This window comes from Enterobacter sp. Y17 (assembly GCF_019730495.1).
GTDB lineage: Bacteria > Pseudomonadota > Gammaproteobacteria > Enterobacterales > Enterobacteriaceae > Enterobacter > Enterobacter asburiae_B.
The window spans coordinates 2,192,765-2,216,741 of record NZ_JAASKP010000001.1 but is presented as its reverse complement, the minus strand read 5'-3'; the positions used below and the strand labels follow the sequence as shown (position 1 = coordinate 2,216,741).

General features: G+C 54.2%; 20 protein-coding genes and 7 tRNA genes. 7 read left to right on the top strand and 20 right to left on the bottom strand.

The features are described from left to right. Window positions 1–4 precede the first annotated feature (4 nt). The 4 genes from corC to miaB form a co-directional block, all read right to left on the bottom strand. Entirely contained in the window at window positions 5–883 is an 879-nt protein-coding gene (corC, locus tag HCH49_RS10480; RefSeq protein WP_221702642.1) for a CNNM family magnesium/cobalt transport protein CorC, read from the bottom strand. An 89-nt stretch (window positions 884–972) separates the two neighbouring features. Continuing rightward, entirely contained in the window at window positions 973–1,440 is a 468-nt protein-coding gene (gene ybeY, locus HCH49_RS10475) for an rRNA maturation RNase YbeY (protein ID WP_221702641.1), read from the bottom strand. Further along, on the bottom strand, window positions 1,437–2,483 hold the full coding sequence (locus HCH49_RS10470; protein ID WP_008501053.1) for a PhoH family protein: 1,047 nt from the start codon (window positions 2,481–2,483) through the stop codon (window positions 1,437–1,439). Before HCH49_RS10470 ends, ybeY begins: the two co-directional genes overlap by 4 nt. A 163-nt stretch (window positions 2,484–2,646) precedes the next feature. Then, the gene (gene miaB, locus HCH49_RS10465; RefSeq protein ID WP_033144935.1) at window positions 2,647–4,071 is read right to left on the bottom strand and encodes a tRNA (N6-isopentenyl adenosine(37)-C2)-methylthiotransferase MiaB; all 1,425 of its coding nucleotides are present in this window, start codon (window positions 4,069–4,071) and stop codon (window positions 2,647–2,649) included. Between the two features lie 135 nt (window positions 4,072–4,206). Between miaB and ubiF the strand changes: the two genes are divergently transcribed. Then, window positions 4,207–5,382: a 3-demethoxyubiquinol 3-hydroxylase gene (ubiF, locus tag HCH49_RS10460; RefSeq protein ID WP_221702640.1), complete on the top strand. Its 1,176-nt coding sequence runs from the start codon at window positions 4,207–4,209 to the stop codon at window positions 5,380–5,382. A gap of 110 nt (window positions 5,383–5,492) precedes the next feature. Here ubiF and HCH49_RS10455 read toward each other — a convergent pair. The 12 genes from HCH49_RS10455 to nagB all read right to left on the bottom strand — a co-directional run bounded on the left by HCH49_RS10455 (window position 5,493) and on the right by nagB (window position 12,359). Next, window positions 5,493–5,567: transfer RNA gene (locus tag HCH49_RS10455), tRNA-Gln, on the bottom strand. Between the two features lie 36 nt (window positions 5,568–5,603). Continuing rightward, window positions 5,604–5,678 (bottom strand) — tRNA-Gln (locus HCH49_RS10450). 40 nt (window positions 5,679–5,718) lie between these two features. Then, window positions 5,719–5,795: transfer RNA gene (locus HCH49_RS10445), tRNA-Met, on the bottom strand. 17 nt (window positions 5,796–5,812) lie between these two features. Next, a tRNA-Gln gene (locus tag HCH49_RS10440) sits at window positions 5,813–5,887 on the bottom strand. 32 nt (window positions 5,888–5,919) lie between these two features. Continuing rightward, window positions 5,920–5,994, bottom strand: a tRNA-Gln gene (locus tag HCH49_RS10435). A 23-nt stretch (window positions 5,995–6,017) separates the two neighbouring features. Continuing rightward, a tRNA-Leu gene (locus HCH49_RS10430) sits at window positions 6,018–6,102 on the bottom strand. A gap of 8 nt (window positions 6,103–6,110) precedes the next feature. Beyond that, a tRNA-Met gene (locus HCH49_RS10425) sits at window positions 6,111–6,187 on the bottom strand. Window positions 6,188–6,413: 226 nt separating this feature from the next. Then, entirely contained in the window at window positions 6,414–8,078 is a 1,665-nt protein-coding gene (gene asnB, locus HCH49_RS10420) for an asparagine synthase B (RefSeq protein WP_023310762.1), read from the bottom strand. 249 nt (window positions 8,079–8,327) lie between these two features. After that, window positions 8,328–9,080, bottom strand: coding sequence for a ribonucleotide monophosphatase NagD (gene nagD, locus HCH49_RS10415; RefSeq protein WP_023310763.1), 753 nt, complete (start codon window positions 9,078–9,080; stop codon window positions 8,328–8,330). Between the two features lie 45 nt (window positions 9,081–9,125). Next, complete coding sequence (locus tag HCH49_RS10410) at window positions 9,126–10,346, bottom strand: N-acetylglucosamine repressor (RefSeq protein WP_021242995.1); 1,221 nt, start codon at window positions 10,344–10,346, stop codon at window positions 9,126–9,128. A gap of 8 nt (window positions 10,347–10,354) precedes the next feature. Next, a complete protein-coding gene (gene nagA, locus HCH49_RS10405) occupies window positions 10,355–11,503 on the bottom strand; it encodes an N-acetylglucosamine-6-phosphate deacetylase (RefSeq protein WP_193138915.1) in 1,149 nt (382 codons plus the stop codon). A 55-nt stretch (window positions 11,504–11,558) separates the two neighbouring features. Continuing rightward, window positions 11,559–12,359, bottom strand: a complete 801-nt coding sequence (gene nagB / locus HCH49_RS10400; RefSeq protein ID WP_221702639.1) for a glucosamine-6-phosphate deaminase — start codon at window positions 12,357–12,359, stop codon at window positions 11,559–11,561. 328 nt (window positions 12,360–12,687) lie between these two features. Here nagB and nagE point away from each other — a divergent pair, with 328 nt between their 5' ends. From nagE to chiQ, 4 genes are all read left to right on the top strand, one after another. Further along, window positions 12,688–14,709: an N-acetylglucosamine-specific PTS transporter subunit IIBC gene (nagE, locus tag HCH49_RS10395; RefSeq protein WP_221702638.1), complete on the top strand. Its 2,022-nt coding sequence runs from the start codon at window positions 12,688–12,690 to the stop codon at window positions 14,707–14,709. Window positions 14,710–14,878: 169 nt separating this feature from the next. Beyond that, window positions 14,879–16,546, top strand: coding sequence for a glutamine--tRNA ligase (gene glnS, locus HCH49_RS10390; protein WP_029740147.1), 1,668 nt, complete (start codon window positions 14,879–14,881; stop codon window positions 16,544–16,546). 446 nt (window positions 16,547–16,992) lie between these two features. Then, entirely contained in the window at window positions 16,993–18,390 is a 1,398-nt protein-coding gene (gene chiP / locus HCH49_RS10385; protein WP_221702637.1) for a chitoporin ChiP, read from the top strand. Between the two features lie 47 nt (window positions 18,391–18,437). Continuing rightward, the gene (gene chiQ, locus HCH49_RS10380) at window positions 18,438–18,764 is read left to right on the top strand and encodes a ChiQ/YbfN family lipoprotein (RefSeq protein ID WP_064673663.1); all 327 of its coding nucleotides are present in this window, start codon (window positions 18,438–18,440) and stop codon (window positions 18,762–18,764) included. A 138-nt stretch (window positions 18,765–18,902) separates the two neighbouring features. Here chiQ and fur read toward each other — a convergent pair whose 3' ends face one another. The 4 genes from fur to ybfF form a co-directional block, all read right to left on the bottom strand. Beyond that, a complete protein-coding gene (fur, locus tag HCH49_RS10375) occupies window positions 18,903–19,349 on the bottom strand; it encodes a ferric iron uptake transcriptional regulator (RefSeq protein WP_014169146.1) in 447 nt (148 codons plus the stop codon). 290 nt (window positions 19,350–19,639) lie between these two features. Next, window positions 19,640–20,170: a flavodoxin FldA gene (gene fldA, locus HCH49_RS10370; RefSeq protein ID WP_008501067.1), complete on the bottom strand. Its 531-nt coding sequence runs from the start codon at window positions 20,168–20,170 to the stop codon at window positions 19,640–19,642. A 155-nt stretch (window positions 20,171–20,325) separates the two neighbouring features. Then, complete coding sequence (ybfE, locus tag HCH49_RS10365; RefSeq protein WP_028019455.1) at window positions 20,326–20,613, bottom strand: LexA regulated protein; 288 nt, start codon at window positions 20,611–20,613, stop codon at window positions 20,326–20,328. 128 nt (window positions 20,614–20,741) lie between these two features. Continuing rightward, the gene (gene ybfF, locus HCH49_RS10360) at window positions 20,742–21,515 is read right to left on the bottom strand and encodes an esterase (protein WP_033144939.1); all 774 of its coding nucleotides are present in this window, start codon (window positions 21,513–21,515) and stop codon (window positions 20,742–20,744) included. Window positions 21,516–21,698: 183 nt separating this feature from the next. On the opposite strand from ybfF, the gene seqA reads away from it, so the two are divergent. Together seqA and pgm are read left to right on the top strand one after the other, a co-directional pair. Beyond that, the gene (seqA, locus tag HCH49_RS10355) at window positions 21,699–22,247 is read left to right on the top strand and encodes a replication initiation negative regulator SeqA (protein ID WP_008501070.1); all 549 of its coding nucleotides are present in this window, start codon (window positions 21,699–21,701) and stop codon (window positions 22,245–22,247) included. Between the two features lie 24 nt (window positions 22,248–22,271). Next, window positions 22,272–23,912, top strand: a complete 1,641-nt coding sequence (gene pgm, locus HCH49_RS10350; protein ID WP_032649535.1) for a phosphoglucomutase (alpha-D-glucose-1,6-bisphosphate-dependent) — start codon at window positions 22,272–22,274, stop codon at window positions 23,910–23,912. The last annotated feature ends 65 nt before the right edge of the window (window positions 23,913–23,977 follow it).

Below are 23,977 nucleotides of genomic sequence, written 5' to 3'. Positions count from 1 at the left end.
TACATTAATCTTCCAGTTTTGGCACCGGTGAGTCGTCCGGCGTTCTGACGTGAACCTGTATAATACGTCGGCTGTCGGCCATTGCCACTTTGAACTGGTAACCGTCGATGTCAACGGTCTCACCGCGCGCCGGGAGGTGGCCAAAGGCCTGCATCACCAGCCCGCCAATGGTATCGACCTCTTCATCGCTGAAGTGGGTACCGAAGGCGTCGTTAAAGTCCTCAATCGAGGCCAGCGCGCGTACGGTCCAGGTGTGGCGGCTAAGCTGACGGAAGTCGATATCTTCTTCTTCGTCGTACTCGTCTTCGATTTCGCCCACGATCAGCTCAAGAATATCCTCGATCGTGACCAGACCGGAAACGCCACCAAACTCATCAATAACAATCGCCATGTGGTAACGCTGAGAGCGAAACTCTTTCAGCATCCGATCCACACGTTTACTCTCCGGCACAACCACGGCCTGGCGTAACACTTTTTCCATGCTGAAGGCTTCGGCATCGCTGCGCATAAACGGCAGCAGATCTTTGGCCATCAAAATCCCTTCGATGTGATCTTTGTCTTCGCTGATGACCGGGAAACGCGAGTGGGCGGATTCGATGATCACATCGAGGCACTCGTCCAGGGGCTGGTTACGTTTCAGGGTGATCATCTGCGAGCGGGGGATCATGATATCGCGAACGCGCTGGTCGGCGATGTCCATAACCCCTTCGAGCATTTCGCGCGTATCTTCGTCGATAAGGTCGTTCTGCCCGGAATCACGAATCAGCTCCAGCAGTTCATCACGGTTTTTGGGTTCGCCGTGGAAAAGCTGGTTCAGAATGAGGGAGAAAAATCCCTTTTTACTGGTTGTCGTGTCGCTACTGTGTGAATTGTCGTCGCTCATGGCGTTTGTTAAGGGTTCTCTTGTTAGTTCAACGTTTACCGCCACGCGATATCCTTTCGTGGCGGCATGTGAGTCCGTCAGGTGACGGACTATTCTTTCTCGGCAATGTACGGATCCTCATAGCCCAGAGCAAGCATTATCTCTGTCTCGAGGGACTCCATCTCTTCCGCTTCGTCATCTTCAATGTGATCGTAGCCGAGCAGGTGCAGGCTGCCGTGTACCACCATATGCGCCCAGTGGGCCTCAAGCGGTTTTTGCTGCTCTTTGGCTTCCTGCTCAACCACCTGACGGCAGATGATCAGATCGCCCAGCAGCGGCATCTCAATGCCCGGCGGCGCTTCGAACGGGAATGAGAGCACGTTGGTCGGCTTATCTTTCCCGCGATAGGTCAGGTTAAGCTCATGGCTTTCCGCTTCATCAACCAGGCGAATCGTGACTTCTGATTCTTCCTGAAACTGAGGAATAACGGCATCCAGCCATTTATGAAACTGTGCCTCATCTGGCATGCCGGAATTGTCTTCACAGGCCAGCTGTAAATCGAGGATCACCTGACTCATTTCTGTTCTTGCTCCTGCGCTTCGCGCTTACGTTCTGCGGCCAGTTCGGCCTTACGCTTCTGATCCGCCTCTTCCCAGGCTTCATAGGCGTTAACGATACGCGCGACCACCGGGTGGCGTACCACGTCTTCACTGTGGAAGAAGTTAAAGCTGATTTCGTCGACCTCGGCCAGCACCTCAATGGCGTGGCGCAGGCCGGATTTGGTGCTGCGCGGCAGGTCGATCTGGGTGACGTCACCGGTAATGACCGCTTTCGAGTTAAAGCCGATACGCGTCAGGAACATCTTCATCTGTTCGATGGTGGTGTTCTGGCTCTCATCGAGAATGATGAACGCATCGTTCAGCGTACGACCGCGCATGTAGGCGAGAGGGGCCACTTCGATAACGTTACGCTCAATGAGCTTCTCAACCTTCTCAAAGCCGAGCATCTCGAACAGCGCATCGTATAACGGGCGCAGATACGGGTCGACCTTCTGGCTCAGATCGCCCGGCAGGAAGCCCAGCTTTTCACCCGCTTCAACGGCCGGACGGGTCAGCAGAATACGACGGATCTCCTGGCGTTCCAGCGCATCTACCGCAGCGGCAACGGCCAGATAGGTTTTACCCGTCCCCGCCGGCCCCACCCCGAAGGTGATGTCGTGGTCGAGGATATTGGCGATGTACTGCGCCTGGTTTGGCGTACGCGGCTTAATAACGCCACGTTTGGTCTTGATGTTAATGGCCTTGCCGTAGTCCGGCACGCTTTCCGCGCTCTGCTCAAGCACGCGCGCCTCTTTAATGGCGAGGTGAATTTGTTCCGGTTCGATATCCTGAATTTCGCCGCGCATGGGTGATGTATCCACATACAGGCTACGCAGAATGTCCGCAGCGGCGTTGACGCAGATAGGGCGTCCGGTAAGTTTGAAATGATTATCGCGACGATTGATTTCGATACCCAGACGTCGCTCCAGTTGTTTGATGTTGTCATCAAACGGCCCGCACAGGCTCAGCAGGCGAGCGTTGTCTGCTGGCTCAAGGCTAATTTCACGCGTATCTATATTCAAACTGTTCCTCTTTAATTGGTTAACTGACCCATTGCGATAGGACGTAATAAAACGGTCATTACCGAAATTATTCACGCCACAGAATAAAGGCGCAAGCGTTGCGGAAGATATTGGGGACGATGAGAGGAAATACAAGGCCTGCCGGAAAGGCAGGCCAGGAGGATTAAGGCTGGTAAATCCCCACGCCAGAATCGTTTTCTTTACGGGTACGAGAGATCACGGATTCCGGTGACTCGGCAATACGCAGGCCCATTTCGTCCTCGGTGCGTACCAGCTTCGCGCGCAGCGAGTTGGTCAGCACTTCGACAATCTCGACGTCCACGAATTTACCGATCATATCCGGTGTGCCTTCAAAGTTCACCACGCGGTTGTTTTCGGTACGACCAGAGAGTTCCATAATGCTCTTGCGGGAGGTGCCTTCCACCAGAATGCGCTGAACGGTGCCGAGCATACGGCGGCTCCACGCGTTGGCCTGCTGGTTAATACGCTCCTGCAGAATATACAGACGCTGCTTTTTCTCTTCTTCCGGCACATCGTCAACCATATCGGCCGCAGGTGTTCCAGGACGCGCAGAGAAGATGAAGCTGTAGCTGACGTCAAAATTCACTTCACCGATGAGCTTCATGGTGCGCTCGAAGTCATCAGCGGTTTCGCCAGGGAAGCCGACGATAAAGTCGGAGCTGATCTGGATATCCGGACGGGCTTCACGCAGCTTGCGAATGGTGGACTTGTACTCCAGCACCGTATGCGGGCGGCCCATCAGGTTCAGCACGCGGTCAGAGCCACACTGAATCGGCAGGTGCAGGAAGCTCACCAGCTCTGGCGTATCGCGATACACGTCAATGATGTCGTCGGTAAACTCCATCGGATGGCTGGTGGTAAAGCGAATGCGGTCGATGCCGTCAATCGCGGCCACCAGACGCAGCAGTTCGGCAAAGCTGCCGGTGGTGCCGTCGTAGTTTTCCCCGCGCCAGGCGTTAACGTTCTGGCCCAGCAGGTTCACTTCGCGAACGCCCTGTGCGGCAAGCTGCGCAATTTCAAACAGAATATCGTCTGCCGGACGGCTGACTTCTTCACCACGGGTGTAAGGCACCACGCAGTAAGTGCAATATTTGTTGCAGCCTTCCATGATGGAGACGAAGGCGGTCGGGCCATCGGCGCGCGGCTCCGGCAGACGGTCAAACTTTTCGATTTCCGGGAAGCTGACGTCAACGACCGGGCTACGGTTGCCGCGAACCTGATTGATCATCTCCGGCAGGCGGTGCAGGGTCTGAGGGCCAAAGACGATATCCACATACGGGGCTCTCTGGCGGATCAGCTTACCTTCCTGCGATGCGACGCAGCCACCCACCCCGATGATCAGGTCCGGATTTTTTCGTTTGAGAAGCTTCCAGCGGCCTAACACGTGAAAGACTTTTTCCTGCGCTTTTTCACGAATCGAACAGGTGTTCAGCAGCAGCACGTCCGCTTCTTTCGCATTTTCAGTTAGCTGGTATCCGTGGGTTGAATCCAGCAGATCGGCCATCTTGGATGAATCGTATTCGTTCATCTGACAGCCCCAGGTTTTTATATGGAGTTTTTTAGTCATCGACTTGCTCAGCTCAGGATTGCAAGCCGCGTATTGTAATGCTTTGGTGGGGTTGTGACCAGTATGAAGGTTATGTGTCTCAGGACCGCAAAAATCCGGTAAACTTAAGGGATTCTCCAATAAGGAAAATTGACCATGACACTCCTACACACCGAAGTTGCCGTTGTCGGCGGCGGTATGGTCGGCGGCGCGCTGGCGCTGGGGCTGGCGCAGCAGGGATTTGAGGTAACGGTAATTGAACAGGCTGCTCCGCCGGCCTTCGATCCCGCCAGCAAACCGGATGTGCGCATTTCCGCAATCAGCGCGGCGTCCGTCGATCTGCTGCGCGGGCTGGGCGTCTGGGAGGCGGTGCTTGCGATGCGCGCCCATCCTTACAGCCGTCTTGAAACCTGGGAGTGGGAAAATGCCCACGTCGCGTTTAATGCCGCTGAGCTGAAGCTGCCGCGCCTGGGTTATATGGTGGAAAACAACGTGCTTCAGCAGGCGCTCTGGCAGGCGCTGGAGGCGCACCCGAAGGTGACGCTGCGCGTTCCGGCGTCGATTAAGGCTCTGCATCCCCAGGAGAGCGGGTATTCGCTGACGCTCGACAGCGGCGATGAACTGGCCGTGGAGCTCGTCGTTGGAGCGGACGGCGCTAACTCGCAGGTCAGACAGAAGGCGGGAATTGGCGTTCATGCCTGGCAGTATGAGCAGTCCTGCATGCTGATTACCGTCGAGTGCGAGCATGCGCCGGGTGAAAGCACGTGGCAGCACTTTACGCCGAATGGCCCGCATGCGTTTTTACCGCTGTTTGATAACTGGGCATCGCTGGTCTGGTACGACAAACCAGCACGCATTCGTCAGCTGCAGGGGCTTTCAATGGAACAATTGCAGCGGGAAATCCGCCTGCATTTCCCGGGCCGTCTGGGCAACGTGACGCCGGTGGCTGCCGGGGCGTTTCCCCTCACGCGACGTCACGCTTTGCAGTATGCCCGTGAAGGGCTGGCGCTGGTGGGCGATGCGGCACACACCATTCATCCGCTGGCCGGGCAGGGCGTGAATCTGGGGTACCGTGATGTCGATGCGTTACTGGATGTGCTGGGCAGCGCCCGCGGGCACGCGGAAAACTGGGCCAGCCATCAGATTCTAAAGCGTTACCAGACGCGACGCATGGCGGATAACTTTATTATGCAGTCGGGGATGGATCTGTTCTATGCCGGGTTCAGCAATGACTTAGCCCCGGTGCGCATTCTGCGTAATATTGGATTGATGGCAGCGGAACGTGCCGGTGGTCTGAAGCGTCAGGCGCTGAAATACGCGCTGGGACTCTAATCTTTTTCCCCTCTCCCAGTGGGAGAGGGTCAGGGTGAGGGCATCAGGCCGCACCATCCTGAACAACAAAAACAAAAAAGCCCGCAGAGCGGGCTTTTTTGTTACTTAAGTGGCTGGGGTGCAGGGATTCGAACCCCGGAATGCTGGTATCAGAAACCAGAGCCTTACCGCTTGGCGACACCCCAATTGCGTTAAACAAACTGCTTAACGACTTTTTAAATTGGCTGGGGTACGAGGATTCGAACCTCGGAATGCCGGAATCAGAATCCGGTGCCTTACCGCTTGGCGATACCCCAACAATTTGTCTTGATTACCGAAAAATCGACAATCTGAATTTGGTGGCTACGACGGGATTCGAACCTGTGACCCCATCATTATGAGTGATGTGCTCTAACCAACTGAGCTACGTAGCCAGTACTGCAATCTTCGATGGCTGGGGTACCTGGATTCGAACCAGGGAATGCCGGTATCAAAAACCGGTGCCTTACCGCTTGGCGATACCCCAATACCGCGGAGAACCGCAAAATCGAAGAAATATGGCTGGGGTACCTGGATTCGAACCAGGGAATGCCGGTATCAAAAACCGGTGCCTTACCGCTTGGCGATACCCCATCCGTGCAACGCTTACCCGGGAATGGTGCGGGAGGCGAGACTTGAACTCGCACACCTTGCGGCGCCAGAACCTAAATCTGGTGCGTCTACCAATTTCGCCACTCCCGCAAAAAAGATGGTGGCTACGACGGGATTCGAACCTGTGACCCCATCATTATGAGTGATGTGCTCTAACCAACTGAGCTACGTAGCCATCTTTTTTCGCGTTACCTTATCGGCGTTGCGGGGCGCATTATGCGTATAGACCCTTGCAGCGTCAACACCTTTTTCAACGAAAATAGCCGGAATGTGACTGTTTGGTTAGGTTGCGAACAGCGTGGCCGAATATTCGGCAATTATTGGTTATTAATCAGATTTAGACGGTGAAATGTGAGGCAAAAAAATCAGGCCCCTGAGGGGCCTGATTGCGATCTGAGTGATTATTTGTAGGCTGACTGGTGAACGCCTACCGCGCGTCCTGACGGATCGTTCATGGATTTGAAAGATTCATCCCATTCAATCGCTTTGGCAGAAGAGCAGGCGACGGACGGGCCACCCGGTACACACTCCGCGGCGCTCGGTACCGGGAACAGCTCTTCAAAAATTTCACGATACAGATAAGCTTCTTTCGAGCCTGGCGTGTTGTACGGGAAGCGGAAGCTCGCGGTTTCCAGCTGTTGGTCAGAAACCTGTTTCGCCGCGACCTCTTTCAGGGTGTCGATCCAGCTATAGCCTACGCCATCAGAGAACTGCTCTTTCTGACGCCATGCCACGCTCGCCGGCAGGTAGGATTCAAAACACTCGCGCAGAATATGTTTTTCCATTTTGCCGTTGCCGCACATCTTGTCCTGCGGGTTGATGCGCATCGCCACGTCGAGGAATTTCTTATCCAGGAACGGCACGCGCGCTTCCACGCCCCAGGCCGACATCGCTTTGTTGGCACGCGCACAGTCGAACATGTGCAGCGCCTGCAGCTTACGCACGGTCTCTTCGTGCAGCTCTTTGGCGTTCGGCGCTTTGTGGAAGTACAGGTAGCCGCCAAACACTTCGTCAGAACCTTCACCGGAGAGCACCATCTTGATGCCCATCGCTTTGATCTTACGCGACATCAGGTACATCGGCGTTGAGGCGCGGATGGTAGTCACGTCATAGGTTTCAATGTGATAGATCACATCGCGGATCGCATCCAGACCTTCCTGCACGGTGAAGTGAATCTCATGGTGCACGGTGCCGAGGTGGTTCGCCACTTCCTGCGCGGCTTTCAGGTCAGGTGCGCCTTCCAGGCCAACGGCAAAAGAGTGCAGCTGTGGCCACCAGGCTTCTGAGCGCTCCTGATCTTCCACGCGACGCGCCGCGAATTTCTTGGTGATCGCGGAGATTACGGAGGAGTCCAGACCGCCGGAGAGCAGCACGCCGTAGGGCACGTCAGACATCAGGTGGCTTTTCACGGAGTCTTCCAGGGCCTGGCGCAGCTCGGCTTTGTCCGTGACGTTGTCTTTTACCGCATCATAGTCGAACCAGTCACGCTGGTAATAGGAGCGGATCTCGCCGTCTTTGCTCCACAAATAGCTGCCCGCCGGGAATTCTTTAATGGTGCGGCATACCGGCACCAGGGCTTTCATTTCAGAGGCAACGTAGAAGTTGCCGTGCTCATCGTGGCCCATGTACAGCGGGATAATGCCGATGTGGTCACGGCCAATCAGGTACGCGTCTTTTTCGCTGTCGTACAGGGCGAAGGCGAACATGCCCTGCAGGTCGTCCAGGAACTCGGGCCCTTTCTCCTGATACAGCGCCAGGATCACTTCACAGTCAGAACCGGTCTGGAACGCGTAGCGGTCGCCGTATTCGGCGCGCAGCGCCTGGTGGTTGTAGATTTCACCGTTGACAGCCAGCGCGTGCGTTTTTTTCTCGTTATACAGCGGCTGTGCACCGGCGTTGACGTCAACAATGGACAGACGTTCGTGAGCCAGAATCGCTTTATCACTGGCGTAAACGCCTGACCAGTCTGGTCCGCGATGGCGCATCAGGCGGGACAGTTCGAGTGCCTTTTTACGCAGTTCGCCCGCGTCAGTTTTAATATCCAGTACGCCAAAAATTGAACACATAACCTTCTCCGTTAACCCTGTTGCTTTGTAATGTTGCTTGCTTATGAAAATGCCGCAAAGGGGCAGGGCGCGCAAGCGTTTTACGGGTGAAAACGGAAATAGTGCAACAGTGATTGCGGAATAGTGAAAAAAGAGCACGCCAGAAATTCTTTTATTGATGATTATGCAATGAAACGTGCTTTTTGTTAGATGAGACTTTATTTTTGTAGGCCATAAATGAAAAACCACGCCCTGAGGCGTGGTTCGGTATCAGATGATGTCGATTTCATCGACGGAGGGGTAAATCCAGCTTGGCCGGAACGGCATCGAATCAATGTCATCAAGTTGAGAGACGCCGGAGAGGACCAGAATCGTCTCCAGACCCGCCTGGAATCCGGCCAGAATATCGGTGCGCAGGTTGTCGCCGACAATAACGGTTTCTTCAGAGTGGGCCTGCATCTTGTTGAGCGCGGCACGAATGATCCACGGGCTCGGTTTACCGACTACAAACGGCTGACGACCTGAGATTTTTTCGATACCGGCGCACAGCGCGCCGCAGGCCGGATAAAAACCACGGCCGTGCGTATCCGGGTTGGTCGCGATAAAGCGCGCGCCGCTGGCGACAAAGTATGCTGCCTTATGCATCATCTCCCAGTTAAAGGAGCGCGTTTCGCCGACAATCACGAAGTCCGGGTTCACGTCAGTGATGGTAAAGCCAGCTTTGTACAACTCGTGTATCAGCGCACCTTCACCCACCACGTAGGCTTTTTTCCCTTCCTGACGCTTCAGAAAATCTGCCGTGGCCATTGCCGAGGTATAAAACACGCTGTCCGGAACGTCGACGCCCGCTGTGGCAAAGCGGTTAGCCAGGTCCTGACCGGTTTGGGAAGGGTAGTTCGTGAGCAGAACCAGAGGCATTCCTTTGTCGATGATGCGGTGAAGAAACTCCGCAGCACCCGGCACGGCAACGTTGTCGTGCATCAGCACGCCGTCGATATCACAAATTACATTCTTAATGGTCATGGACAGTCCGACATCAAAAAAAGAAGGCGTTACTATAAGGTCCGATCAACTTTCCAGCAAATGCTGCAGCAGAATTCCGTTGAGCATGGCGCGTTTGACCAGCGCGAACGCGCCAATCGCCGAGCGATGGTCAAGCTTTGAACGAACCACCGGGAGGTTCTGGCGGAATGCTTTCAGCGCCTGGGTGTTAATACAGCCTTCAATGGCGGGGAGCAGCACCTTTTCCGCCTCCACAATTTCACCGGCGATCACCACTTTCTGGGGGTTAAACAGGTTAATGGCGATGGCGATGGTTTTCCCCAGATGGCGGCCTACCTGCTCAATCACTTCACAGGCCAGCGCGTCGCCCTTATTGGCGGCTTTGCAGATGGTGCCTATCTTGCAATCGTCCAGCGTGACGCGGCTTTGGTAACCCTGTTCAAGGAGATGGCGAACGCGCTGCTCAATGGCCGTGTTGGCGGCAATCGTTTCAAGGCAGCCGAAGTTGCCGCAGTGGCAGCGCTCCCCGAGGGGTTCAACCTGGATGTGGCCGATCTCGCCGACGTTACCGTTGCGACCAATAAAAATACGGCCGTTAGAGATAATACCGGCGCCCGTTCCGCGGTGAACGCGCACCAGAATAGAGTCTTCACAGTCCTGGCTCGCACCAAAGTAGTGCTCTGCCAGCGCCAGAGAGCGAATGTCGTGGCCCACAAAGCAGGTCACCTTAAAACGCTTTTCCAGCGCGTCGACCAGCCCCCAGTTTTCAACCTGAATGTGCGGCATATAGCGGATCACGCCGCTTTCCGGGTCGACCAGTCCGGGCAGAATCACGGAGATGGCGATGAGTTCACGGATCTTGCGCTGACAGCTTTCAATAAACTGCGCGATGGTATTCAGCAACGCATGCTCCAGCGTCTCCTGAGTGCGCTCCGGAAGAGGGTAGTGCTCTTCCGCAATCGCTTTACTGCTCAGATCGTACAGCGTGAGCGTGGTGTCATGACGGCCCAGACGGACGCCAATGGCCTGAAAATTGCGGGTTTCGGTAATAATGGAGATGGCGCGGCGGCCCCCGGTGGAGGCCTGCTGATCGACTTCTTTGATCAGACCGCGCTCAATGAGCTGGCGGGTAATTTTTGTCACGCTGGCGGGAGCAAGCTGGCTCTGTTCGGCTATCTGAATTCGCGAGATTGGTCCGTGCTGGTCAATCAGGCGGTATACCGCCGCACTGTTAAGTTGTTTAACGAGATCGACATTACCGATTTGAGCTTGTCCGCCAGGTGTCATACTTTTACTTACTCAGTGACGACCTCGTTACCATTAACGATGGTCTTAATAATTTTATAATCGTGTGTGAATGCCGTCAGGTTTGCAACCATACCTGGTGCAATTTCGCCGAGCTGTTTATCCACGCCCATTGCGCGCGCCGGATAAAGGGTGGCCATACGCAGGACTTCATCAAGCGCAATCCCGCAATGTTCAACCAGGTTACGCACCCCTTCAATCATGGTTAAAGAGGAACCGCTCAGCGTACCGTTTTCATCCACACACAGTCCATTGCGGTAGTATATTGTTTTACCGGCAAAAATGAACTGCTCAATATTTGCACCTGCCGGTGCGGTGGCATCCGTCACCAGACAAAGCTTGTCACCTTTCAGCCGCTTAGCGTTGCGGATGTTGGTGTAATCGACATGTAAGCCGTCAGCAATAATGCCGCAGTAGACGTCTGGTTCATCCAGAATCGCCCCGACCAGACCCGGTTCACGGCCTGTGATATACGGCATAGCGTTGTAAAGGTGCGTTGCGAAAGTAATGCCCGCGCGGAAACCGGCTTTCGCTTCTTTCAGCGTCGCGTTTGAGTGGCCTGCTGAAACGATAATCCCGGCACCAGCCAGTTTGCTGATGACATCCGTACCCGTCATTTCAGGCGCCAGCGTCACTTTGGCGATCACATCGGCGTTCGCACACATGTAGTCAACCAGCTCTGCATCAGGTTTACGCACGTAATTCGGGTTATGCGTTCCTTTCTTGACCATATTCAGCCATGGCCCTTCAAGGTGCAGACCCAGCGCCTGGTTAGGGTGTTTGGCCAGGTATTCGCGCATCACGCGGATACCCTGCTTCATGAGGTCATCACTGCTGGTGATGAGCGTTGGCAGATAGCTGGTGCAGCCCGATTTCTCGTTGGCTTTCTGCATGATCTCCAGCGTTTCGACCGTCACCGCATCCGCAGTGTCATTGAATTGCACACCGCCGCAGCCGTTGAGCTGTACGTCGATGAAACCGGGGGAGATTACTGCTCCATTGAGTGAGCGCTGTTCAATCTCCGGCGGCAGTTCTGCCAGCGGACAAACACGTTCAATCAGGCCATCAGCGATAACAATCGCATGGTCATCCAGAATTTCATGGCCGGTATAAATCCGACCGTGGGTTAAAGCGTACATAACGACCCCCGGTTAAAAAAAGCGGCCGCCTCTTGTTGAAGAGGCGGTTATTCAATTACAGACCTTTGATGTTCTCAGCTTCTAACTCGTTGAAGTATTTCAGCGTTTTTACCTTCAGCTCCATCGTGGACGGTTCGTCGCAGACGATGACGGATTTAGGATGCAGCTGCAGGCAGCTGATGGTCCACATATGGTTAACGTTGCCTTCAACGGCAGCCTGGAGCGCTTGCGCTTTCACGCCGCCCAGCACCAGAATCATCACTTCTTCGGCATCCAGCAGGGTGCCTACGCCTACGGTCAGGGCGTATTTTGGAACCTGGTTAACATCGCCGTCAAAGAAGCGGGAGTTTGCCACGCGCGTGTCATGGGTCAGCGTTTTAATACGGGTGCGGGAAGCCAGAGATGACGCCGGTTCGTTAAACGCGATATGACCATCATTACCTACACCACCCATGAACAGGTGGATCTTACCGTAAGAACGGATTTTTTCTTCATACTGACGGCATTCTGCGTCAATATCAGGCGCGTTTCCATTCAGCAGGTTAATATTTTCAGATGGAATATCAACGTGATCAAAGAAATTACGGTGCATAAAGCTATGGTAGCTTTCCGGGTGGTCTTTCGGTAAGCCAACGTATTCATCCATATTGAAGGTCACAACATGTTTGAAGCTAACCTGGCCTGCTTTATGCATCTCAATCAGCGCCTTATAGGCGGTCAGCGGCGTGCCGCCTGTCGGAAGTCCAAGAACGAAAGGACGATCGGCGGTCGGTTTAAAGGCGTTAATACGGTTAACGATATGGCGAGCGGCCCATTTACCGACTTGTTCAGCAGTTGCCAGGGGAATCAGTCTCATTGTTCACCTCAAGAGTTTAAGTAGAAGAGTGGGCGGATGGCTATCGGGACCTGATACTTAAGCGTAACCTGGAAACTTTCAGGCCGGATCAATCCGTCTTGATTTTTTGAATGATAAAATAAGTTTTCGCTGTTAGCCAGTATAAGGGAGGGTGAATAACGATATTTGGTGACAAAAATCACAAAAAGTACGCGTTTAATTTGCGATACGAATTAATTTTTCACACACTCACAATGCCAGTGAAGCATCAACTGTATCTATAGTTCGTGACACAATAAAAAACAGAGCTGAGAACATGCCTTAAACGGGGTCTCATAGGGGGAAGAAAGTGAGTATTCTAGGTTATTTACAAAAGGTTGGCCGCGCGCTTATGGTGCCGGTCGCCACGCTGCCTGCCGCAGCCATCCTGATGGGTGTCGGCTACTGGATCGACCCCAACGGCTGGGGTAATACCAGCGCGCTGGCGGCGTTCTTTATCAAGTCAGGTTCCGCCATTATCGACAACATGTCCGTGTTGTTCGCGATTGGTGTGGCTTACGGTATGTCCAAAGACAAAGACGGTGCCGCTGCGCTGACCGGTTTTGTCGGTTTCCTCGTGTTAACCACCCTCTGCTCGCCTGCAGCGGTGGCCATGATCCAAAAAATTCCGGCGGACCAGGTTCCGGCGGCATTCGGTAAGATCAGCAACCAGTTTGTCGGTATCCTTGTGGGTATCATCTCCGCCGAACTGTATAACCGCTTCAGCAGCGTAGAGCTGCCAAAAGCGCTCTCCTTCTTTAGCGGTCGCCGCCTGGTTCCTATCCTGACCTCGTTTGTGATGATCGTTGTCGCGTTCATCATGATGTACGTCTGGCCGATGATCTTCGACGGTCTGGTGAACTTCGGTGAGCACATCCAGAAACTGGGTTCTGTCGGCGCGGGCGTGTACGCGTTCTTCAACCGTCTGCTGATCCCGGTCGGTCTGCACCACGCGCTGAACTCCGTATTCTGGTTCGACGTTGCCGGTATTAATGATATCCCTAACTTCCTGGGTGGCGCACAGTCCATCGAAGCAGGTAAAGCGGTTGTCGGTATCACCGGTCGTTACCAGGCGGGCTTCTTCCCGATCATGATGTTTGGTCTGCCGGGTGCTGCGCTGGCTATCTACCACTGCGCGCGTCCAGAGAACAAAGCGAAAGTGCTGGGTATCATGATGGCGGGGGCGTTCGCGGCCTTCTTCACTGGTATCACCGAGCCGCTGGAGTTCTCCTTCATGTTCGTGGCGCCGGTTCTGTATGTGATCCACGCCGTGCTGACCGGTATCTCCGTGTTCATCGCTGCCAGCATGCACTGGATTGCCGGTTTCGGCTTCAGCGCCGGTCTGGTGGATATGGTGCTGTCGTCCCGTAACCCGCTGGCGACCCACTGGTGGATGCTGATCCCGCAAGGTCTGGTGTTCTTCGCGATCTACTACATGGTGTTCCGTTTCACTATCACCAAATTCAACCTGATGACCCCGGGTCGTGAACTGGCCGTGGCCGGTAGCGAAGCGGATGGTCAGGATGTGAACGTGAGCGGTGCTGAGGATCAGGACGTTTCAGGCCTGGCGCGTCAGTACATCGCCGCTGTCGGCGGTTCTGACAACCTGACCGGTATCGACGCCTGTATCACTCGTCTGCGTCTGAACGTCAAAGACTCTTCTCTGGTTAACGAAGCGCTGGCCAAACGTCTGGGTGCTTCCGGCGTTATCCGCCTGAACAAAACCAGCGTGCAGATTATCGTTGGCTTCGTGGCAGAGAAAATTGCTAATGCCATGAAAACCACTGGTCCGGTAGCCGCAGCAGACGCTTCTGCCGCACCTGCCGCCGCGCCAGCGGCTGCAAAACCGCAGGCGGTACCGAACGCCAAAACGGTAGCCGCGCTGGTTTCACCGGTAACAGGTGAAGTGGTTGCGATTGAGCAGGTGCCTGACGAAGCCTTCGCCAGCAAAGCGGTTGGTGACGGTGTGGCGGTGAAACCAACGGAAAAAACCGTTGTGTCTCCGGCGGCCGGTACCATCGTGAAAATCTTCAACACCAACCACGCGTTCTGCCTCGAAACCGAAAATGGCGCGGAGATCGTTGTCCACATGGGTATCGATACCGTTGCGCTGAACGGTCAGGGCTTTACTCGCCTGGTGGAAGAGGGCGCTGAAGTGGTGGCCGGGCAGCCGATTCTGGAAATGGATCTGGACTTCCTGAACGCCAACGCGCGCTCCATGATAAGCCCGGTCGTTTGCAGCAACATCGATGACTTCAGTGGCCTGGTCATTCAGGCGAAAGGTCAGGTTGTTGCGGGTCAAACACCGCTGTATGAGATTAAAGGCAAGTAATCGCTCCTGAGTAGAGTCATGCCTTAAGCGGCGGGGGATATCCTCCGCCGCTTTTTTTTGCAGCAAAAGCCCCCATTATTTTCTTCAGAGACGTTTTAAGGGTTGTCACTACGTCCGGCTTATAAGATCATATGCCGTTATACGTTGTTTACGCTTTGAGGAATCCACGATGAGTGAGGCAGAAGCCCGCCCGAGTAACTTTATTCGTCAGATCATCGATGAAGATCTGGCCAGTGGTAAGCACACCACAGTTCATACCCGTTTCCCGCCGGAGCCGAACGGCTACCTGCATATCGGGCATGCGAAGTCCATCTGCCTGAACTTTGGCATTGCGCAAGACTACCAGGGACAGTGCAACCTGCGTTTCGATGACACCAACCCAGTAAAAGAAGACATCGAATACGTTGAGTCCATCAAGAATGACGTGCAATGGCTGGGCTTCAACTGGTCTGGCGATATCTGCTACTCCTCTGACTATTTTGATCAGCTGTACGCCTACGCGGTTGAACTGATCAACAAGGGTCTGGCGTATGTTGACGAACTGTCTGCTGATGAAATCCGTGAATATCGCGGTACGCTGACCGCCCCGGGCAAAAACAGCCCGTTCCGCGATCGCAGCGTGGAAGAGAACCTTGCGCTGTTTGAAAAAATGCGTGCCGGTGGCTTCGAAGAAGGCAAAGCGTGCCTGCGTGCCAAAATCGACATGGCGTCTCCGTTCATCGTGATGCGCGATCCGGTGCTGTACCGCATTAAGTTTGCGGAACACCACCAGACCGGCAACAAGTGGTGCATCTACCCGATGTACGACTTTACCCACTGCATCAGCGATGCGCTGGAAGGCATTACGCACTCCCTGTGTACGCTGGAGTTCCAGGACAACCGTCGTCTGTACGACTGGGTGCTGGATAACATCACCATTCCTGTGCATCCACGCCAATACGAGTTCTCTCGTCTGAATCTGGAATACACCGTGATGTCCAAGCGTAAGCTGAACCTGCTGGTGACCGACAAGCACGTTGAAGGCTGGGATGACCCACGTATGCCAACCATCTCGGGTCTGCGTCGTCGTGGTTACACTGCAGCCTCTATTCGTGAGTTCTGCAAACGCATCGGCGTGACCAAGCAGGACAACACCATCGAGATGGCCTCCCTTGAATCCTGCATTCGCGAAGATCTCAACGAAAACGCCCCGCGCGCGATGGCCGTTATCGACCCGGTGAAACTGGTTATCGAAAACTATCCGCAGGGTGAAAGCGAGCTGGTCTCCATGCCTAACCATCCGAACAAACCGGAAATGGGTAGCCGTGACGTGCCGTTCAGCGGTGACATCTGGATTGACCGCGCTGACTTCCGCGAAGAAGCCAACAAGCAGTACAAGCGTCTGGTGCTGGGTAAAGAAGTGCGTCTGCGTAATGCCTACGTCATCAAAGCCGAGCGCGTAGAGAAAGATGCGGAAGGGAATATCACCACCATCTTCTGTTCTTATGACGCTGAAACGCTGAGCAAAGATCCGGCGGATGGCCGCAAGGTGAAAGGCGTGATTCACTGGGTGAGCGCTTCCCACGCGCTGCCGGTAGAAATCCGTCTGTACGATCGTCTGTTTAGCGTGCCTAACCCAGGTGCAGCGGAAGACTTCCTGGCGACCATCAACCCGGAATCTCTGGTGATCAAGCAGGGTTATGCGGAGCCTTCTCTGAAAGCCGCTGAAGCGGGCAAAGCGTTCCAGTTCGAACGTGAAGGTTACTTCTGCCTGGACAGCCGTTACAGCACGGCGGAAAAACCGGTATTCAACCGTACCGTAGGCCTGCGTGATACCTGGACGAAGATCGGCGAATAATATTGCTGGTCTGGTCAATGAGAGACAAACGCCGCACTATGCGGCGTTTTTTTATTTAACGATCAGGGTATTAAGACAGGGCCTAAAAAGGCGTCATAAAAATATCAGGTCAATGAGGTGCTACTTATTTTTCAAAAAAAAGTTTGTATCATTGCGGAAATTAAAAAGGTTATAAAAAAGGAAAGAATTCTCACGCCTAGCCACTGAAATACCTGATAATTCCCCGCCATTCCTCGCCTTCTCACAAATGTTACAAAGCGCTACCAATTATGTGCACTTCGTCATAATCCTGACTTTTGTCCGCTAAAAAGCATTGATAATTCGTGTCGCGAAAAATAACCTAAAGACGGTAGTTAATTCGAGGGTATTTAAAACTACCCCTGACCATTTGGTCTTTTTTATTTACGCCGCTTCAGGCGTTTTAATTCGTCAAAGAGGAATAATCTATGCGTACGTTCAGTGGCAAAAGTAGTGCGCTGGCGCTGGCTATTGCCGGTGTGACAGCAATGTCGGGTCTGGTGGTGACACCAGAGGCGAAAGCGGCGGGCTTCATCGATGATTCTACCCTCACGGGCGGTATTTATTACTGGCAGCGTGAACGTGACCGTAAAGACGTCACCGAAGACAAATACAAAACCAACCTTTCTCACTCCACCTGGAACGCCAACCTGGACTTCCAGTCAGGCTATGCCGCGGATATGTTCGGTCTGGATATTGCTGCGTTTACCGCGATTGAAATGGCGGAAAACGGCGACAGCGCCCACCCGAACGAAATTGCCTTCTCCTCCAGCAACAAAGCCTATAAAGAAGACTGGTCCGGGGATAAGAGCGGTATCAGCCTTTACAAAGCCGCTGCAAAATTTAAATACGGTCCGGTTTGGGCGCGCGGTGGTTATATTCAGCCAACTGGCCAGACTCTGTTAGCACCGCACTGGAGCTTTATGCCGGGTACCTATCAGGGTGCAGAAGCCGGGGCGAACTTTGACTACGGTGATGCGGGTGCGTTGAGCTTCTCCTATATGTGGACCAACGAGTACAAAGCACCGTGGCACATCGAGATGGACAAGTTCTACCAGAACGATAAAAAAACCAAAGTCGATTACCTGCACTCGCTGGGCGCGAAGTACGACTTTAAAAACGATCTGGTGCTTGAAGCGGCATTCGGTCAGGCACAAGGCTATGTCGATCAGTATTTTGCTAAGGCCAGCTATAAATTCGATGTCGCGGGTAGCCCGTTGAGCACCAGCTACCAGTTCTACGGTACGCGCGACAAGGTCAGCAACGGTGGCGTCAACGACATTTATGACGGCACCGCGTGGCTGCAGGCGTTAACCTTCGGCTACAAGGTCGGTCAGGTTGATTTGCGTCTGGAAGGCACATGGGTGAAGGCGGAAGGGCAGCAGGGCTACTTCCTGCAGCGTATGACCCCGACCTACGCCTCCTCCAACGGTCGTCTTGATATCTGGTGGGATAACCGCTCAGACTTCAACGCCGACGGCGAGAAAGCGGTCTTCTTCGGCGCAATGTATGACCTGAAAAACTGGAACCTGCCTGGCTGGGCGGTGGGCGCTTCTTACGCTTACGCCTGGGACGCAAAACCTGCCGATATGGCCACGCCGGACGCATACTACGATCCCAACTATCGCCTGAAAGAGTCTTCCTACAGCCTCGATGCTATCTATACCCTGCAGGATGGCCGTGCGAAAGGCACGATGTTCAAACTGCACTTCACCCAGTATGACAACCACTCCGATATCCCGAGCTATGCGGGCGGTTACGGCAACATCTTCCAGGATGAGCGTGACGTGAAATTCATGGTTATTGCCCCATTCACCATCTTCTGATGAACGCACCGGCGGGCTGAGTCCCGCCGGCATGGAGACTGCACATGATGAAAAAAATTGTAATCGTCGCGTTGCTGGCATCAGGGCTGGTGGCGTGTGCTCAGAATCAGGCGCCGAAAGAGGACTCCCGTCTGAAGGAGGCGTATAGCGCCTGCATAAATACTGCGGAAGGATCGCCGGAGAAAATTCAAGCCTGTCAGAGCGTGCTGAACGTGCTGAAGAAAGAGAAAGCGCATGAGCAGTTCGCGACGCAGGAAAACGTCCGCGTGATGGATTATCAGGCCTGCATCCAGGCGCGTAAAACCGGTAACGATCAGGAAGTGGCGAAGCGTTGCGATAAGATCTGGAACGAGATACGCAATAACAATAATTAAGTGCTTTACGCCCGATGGCGCTGCGCTTACCGGGCCTACAAAGGTGTTATAGCCCGTAGGCCCGGTAAGCGCAGCGCCACCGGGCTTTTTTAGGCAAAAAAAAGCCAGCCTTTCGGCTGGCTCAGAGTATGAATCTTATTATTTCGCGTCGTGCGCGTGATCGTCTTCGCGGCAGTCGCCTTCAGCGCAGTGACCGTAAAGGTACAGGCTGTGGTTCGTCAGGCGGATGCCATGACGCGCCGCGATTTCACGCTGGCGCGCTTCGATGGAATCATCGCTGAATTCAATGACCTTGCCGCAATCGAGGCAGATCAGGTGATCGTGGTGCTGCTGCTGGGTCAGTTCGAAAACGGATTTACCGCCTTCGAAATTATGACGGGTAACAATGCCCGCGTCATCAAACTGGTTCAGCACGCGATAGACGGTAGCCAGCCCAATCTCTTCACCCATGTCGATAAGACGTTTATAAAGGTCTTCCGCACTGACATGGTGATTGTCTGGACCCTGAAGCACTTCAAGGATTTTTAACCGAGGAAGCGTAACTTTCAGGCCAGCCTTCTTTAATGCGGTATTGTTGTCAGTCATGCGGAATCTGTCCTGTTGCTAAACGATTCACTTCTGTAGGAAGTGACAGAAAATGCACCCGGGATAATGCGTCTCATTATAGAACTGCCATGGCTAAATGAAAACTGCAAGTCTCAGGCAAAATATGCTTATAAAAACGTGGTATCACCAACAAACTTGCTCAATGGAAAACCACGTTTTATCAGGGAGACATTGTACAGGTCTGGGCGAAAAAGTTAAAAGATTGTAGCGATTAATTTAATCGGTTTGACCTGGAGCATGGGCGCAACCGCAGTTGCGCCGCGATAAAATCAGGCGTTCAGAATATCATCCAGGTGCAGTTCTTCGCGGATCTGCTTCACCCACTTCTCAACGCGCTCTGCGGTCAGTTCTGGCTGACGGTCTTCGTCGATGGCCAGGCCTACGAAATGATCGTCATCGGCCAGGCCTTTAGACGCTTCGAAGTGGTAACCGGCGGTCGGCCAGTGGCCTACGATAACCGCGCCGTTCGGCTCAATGATATCGCGGATGGTGCCCAGCGCGTCACAGAAGTATTCGGCGTAGTCTTCCTGATCGCCACAGCCAAACAGGGCGACCAGCTTACCGTTGAAGTCCACTTCTTCCAGCGTCGGGAAGAAATCATCCCAGTCGCACTGGGCTTCACCGTAGTACCAGGTTGGGATACCCAGCAGCAGAATGTCATAGCCTTCCAGATCTTCTTTGCTGCTCTTGGCGATGTCATGCACATCAGCAACGTCTTTACCGAGCTGTTTTTGAATGTTTTTTGCGATATTTTCGGTATTGCCGGTATCACTGCCAAAGAAAATGCCGATGATTGCCATGAGTAAAATAACCTCTTGAAACTTAATAGTATGGTGGCGCAATTCGGCCACGGATAAGGGCAATAATAGCAGAACTGGCAACCCTGCGGAAACAGCTATCGCGCAGGACTGCACTCTGTGCTACATGAAAAGGGTGAGAAAGGGGATTTTCAGACTTATGCCTGGCTGCGTAACGTCTCAAGCTGGACGAGCAACATCTCTTCAATGAGCTCGCTGCGGCTGATATTTCGCGCGTCAGCCAGCTCGTTCAGCGCGTCGACGGCGTCGGCGTTAAGCTTCAGTTCGACACGCTTAAGCCCACGATTTTTATCGCGTTTAAGCTGGTTGCGTTTATTGATACGCAGCTGTTCATCGCGCGAAAGCGGATTCGTCTTGGGTCGTCCCGGGCGACGCTCATTCGCGAACAGATCTAGTGTCGTACGGTCCGTTTGTTCTTTGGCCATGATTCTGAGACTTCGGGGGAAACACGCCGCCCTGCTAATGCCCGGGCGATAAGCGCGCCATCATACATCACCAAAAACGGCACGCCAACGACTGGAAGCCCGCAGCCTTCCAGTCGCTTTCTTTTTAATCAATTTGCAGTATCAGTGAGATAGCGGCGAATGGCGCGCAGTACAGCATCCGGTTTTTCCGCATGCACCCAGTGCCCGGCACCGGCAATCACGTGGGCGCGAGCCTGCGGGAATTGGGCCAGCAGCGTGTCGCGGTACGCGTCGGTAACGTAAGGCGAGTTTCCACCGCGAATAAAGAGGGTAGGGTGTGGCCAGGCGGGGACGGTTTCCCAGCCCACGATGTTATTGTACTGCTCCCAGAGTACCGGCACGTTAAAACGCCATTGGCCGTCAACAAACGACTTCAGCAGGAACTGCACGACGCCTTCTTCATCAAGATGCTCACGCATGACGGCAGCCGCCTGTTGGCGCGTCGCGACACCCGCTTCTGTGACCGCATTGATGGCGGCAAAAATCTCGTCGTGACGGCGGACGTCATAATCCACGGGCGCGACGTCAATCACCACCAGGCCGCTAATACGGTCCGGGGCCAGTGCCGTCAGGGCCATCACCGCTTTGCCACCCATTGAATGCCCGATGAGGGTCACCTTTTGCAGGTCGTGGGCATCCAGCGTATCCAGCAGATCCTGCGCCATCGCCGCGTAGGTCATCTCGTCGGAACGCCCGGAAAGACCATGATTGCGCATATCGACCTGTAAAATATCGTGGTCGGTAACCAGATCGCGCGCCAGCACGCCCAGGTTATCCAGACTGCCAAAAAGCCCGTGAACCAGTACGATGGGAGAATTATTGTTCGGCGATTGTGCAGTTTGCGCTCGGGTATTCAATTTCATGGCAAAGTTCTTTTTTTACGTATGTCAGGTTAGGGTATCATGTTGACCATTCTGCCGCCCGGCTGCAAGGTTCCAGTTTAATCTGACTTTTGCGGCCAACCTGGTTTGACGCTATCCGCTGTTGGGATTTGACCTTATAATCCCAATGACTTGTATTCAGATAAGATATCGCACTGGATTAAGATGAAAACAATCGAAGTTGATGACGAACTCTATCAGTATATTGCCAGCCAGACGCGGCATATCGGGGAGAGCGCGTCCGACATTTTACGGCGCATGCTTAAAATTTCCGCCGCTTCACAGCCTGCTACCCCAGTCACCAAAGATGTCGTGTCTCAGCCGAGCGTTGTTGCACAAGCAAAACCTGCCGTGACGCCGGCAAAAGATAAAGTGCGCGCGATGCGCGAGCTGCTGCTCTCCGATGAATACGCGGAGCAGAAAAAGGCGGTTAACCGCTTTATGCTGGTGCTGTCTACACTTTACTCACTAGATAACAAAGCGTTTGCTGAAGCGACCGAGTCGCTTCACGGCCGTACTCGCGTCTACTTCGCGGGCGACGAGCAGACGCTGCTGCAAAATGGCAATCAAACCAAACCTAAACATGTTCCTGGCACCCCGTACTGGGTGATCACCAATACCAATACGGGCCGCAAGTGCAGCATGATTGAACACATCATGCAGTCCATGCAGTTCCCGGCGGAATTGATTGAAAAGGTTTGCGGTACAATTTAACCCTTGCATCAGAAGGACCCGGTAATGGCAAATCACAGCCGTGCAGGCCAACCTGCACAACAAAGCGATTTGATTAACGTCGCTCAGCTGACCGCGCAGTATTACGTGCTGAAACCGGTCGTGGGCAACGCAGAACACGCAGTGAAGTTTGGTACATCTGGTCACCGCGGCAGCGCGGCGCGCCACAGCTTTAACGAACCGCATATTCTGGCCATTGCTCAGGCCATTGCGGAAGAACGCGCTAAAAACGGCGTTACCGGTCCGTGCTACGTGGGGAAAGATACCCATGCCCTGTCTGAACCGGCGTTCATCTCTGTTGTGGAAGTGCTGGCGGCAAACGGCGTCGATGTGATTGTTCAGGAGAACAATGGCTTCACCCCAACGCCTGCGGTCTCTAACGCCATCCTGGTGCACAACAAAAAAGGTGGCGCGCTGGCGGACGGTATTGTTATCACGCCATCCCACAACCCGCCGGAAGACGGTGGTATCAAATACAACCCGCCTAACGGTGGCCCGGCCGACACTAACGTCACCAAAGTGGTGGAAGATCGTGCGAACGCGCTGCTGGCTGACGGTCTGAAAGGCGTGAAGCGTATTTCTCTGGATGCTGCCATGGCGTCCGGTCACGTGAAAGAGCAGGATCTGGTTCAGCCGTTCGTGGAAGGGCTGGCGGATATCGTCGATATGGCGGCCATCCAGAAAGCCGGTCTGAAGCTGGGCGTGGATCCGCTGGGCGGCTCCGGTATCGAATACTGGAAACGTATCGCCGAGCACTACAAGCTGGATCTGACCATCGTGAACGATCACGTCGATCAGACCTTCCGCTTTATGCACCTGGATAAAGACGGCGCGATCCGTATGGACTGCTCCTCCGAGTGCGCGATGGCGGGCCTGCTGGCGCTGCGTGATAAATTCGATCTGGCGTTTGCTAATGATCCGGATTATGACCGTCACGGTATCGTCACGCCTGCCGGGCTGATGAACCCGAACCACTATCTGGCTGTTGCAATTAACTATCTGTTCCAGCACCGCCCGCAGTGGGGCAAAGAGGTGGCCGTCGGTAAAACGCTGGTTTCCTCCGCGATGATCGACCGCGTGGTCGAGGCGCTGGGCCGCAAGCTGGTGGAAGTGCCGGTCGGCTTCAAATGGTTCGTTGACGGTCTGCACGACGGCAGCTTCGGCTTCGGCGGTGAAGAGAGCGCGGGCGCATCTTTCCTGCGTTTCGACGGCACGCCATGGTCAACCGATAAAGACGGCATCATCATGTGCCTGCTGGCGGCGGAGATCACCGCGGTCACCGGTAAGAACCCGCAGGAACACTACAACGACCTGGCGGCACGCTTTGGTGCACCAAGCTATAACCGTATTCAGGCTAGCGCGACGTCAGCTCAGAAAGCGGCCCTGTCCAAACTCTCTCCGGAGATGGTCAGCGCAAGCACCCTGGCGGGCGATCCGATCACCGCGCGTCTGACGGCTGCACCGGGCAACGGCGCATCCATTGGTGGTCTGAAAGTGATGACCGAGAACGGCTGGTTCGCCGCGCGTCCGTCCGGTACGGAAGATGCGTACAAAATCTATTGCGAAAGCTTCCTCGGCGCTGAGCACCGTCAGCAGATTGAGAAAGAGGCGGTAGAGATTGTCAGCGAAGTGCTGAAAAACGCGTAAGTGCGGTATGGGTGCGGGCTGATGCCCTCGCCCCGGCCCTCTCCCACAGGGAGAGGGAGAAAACA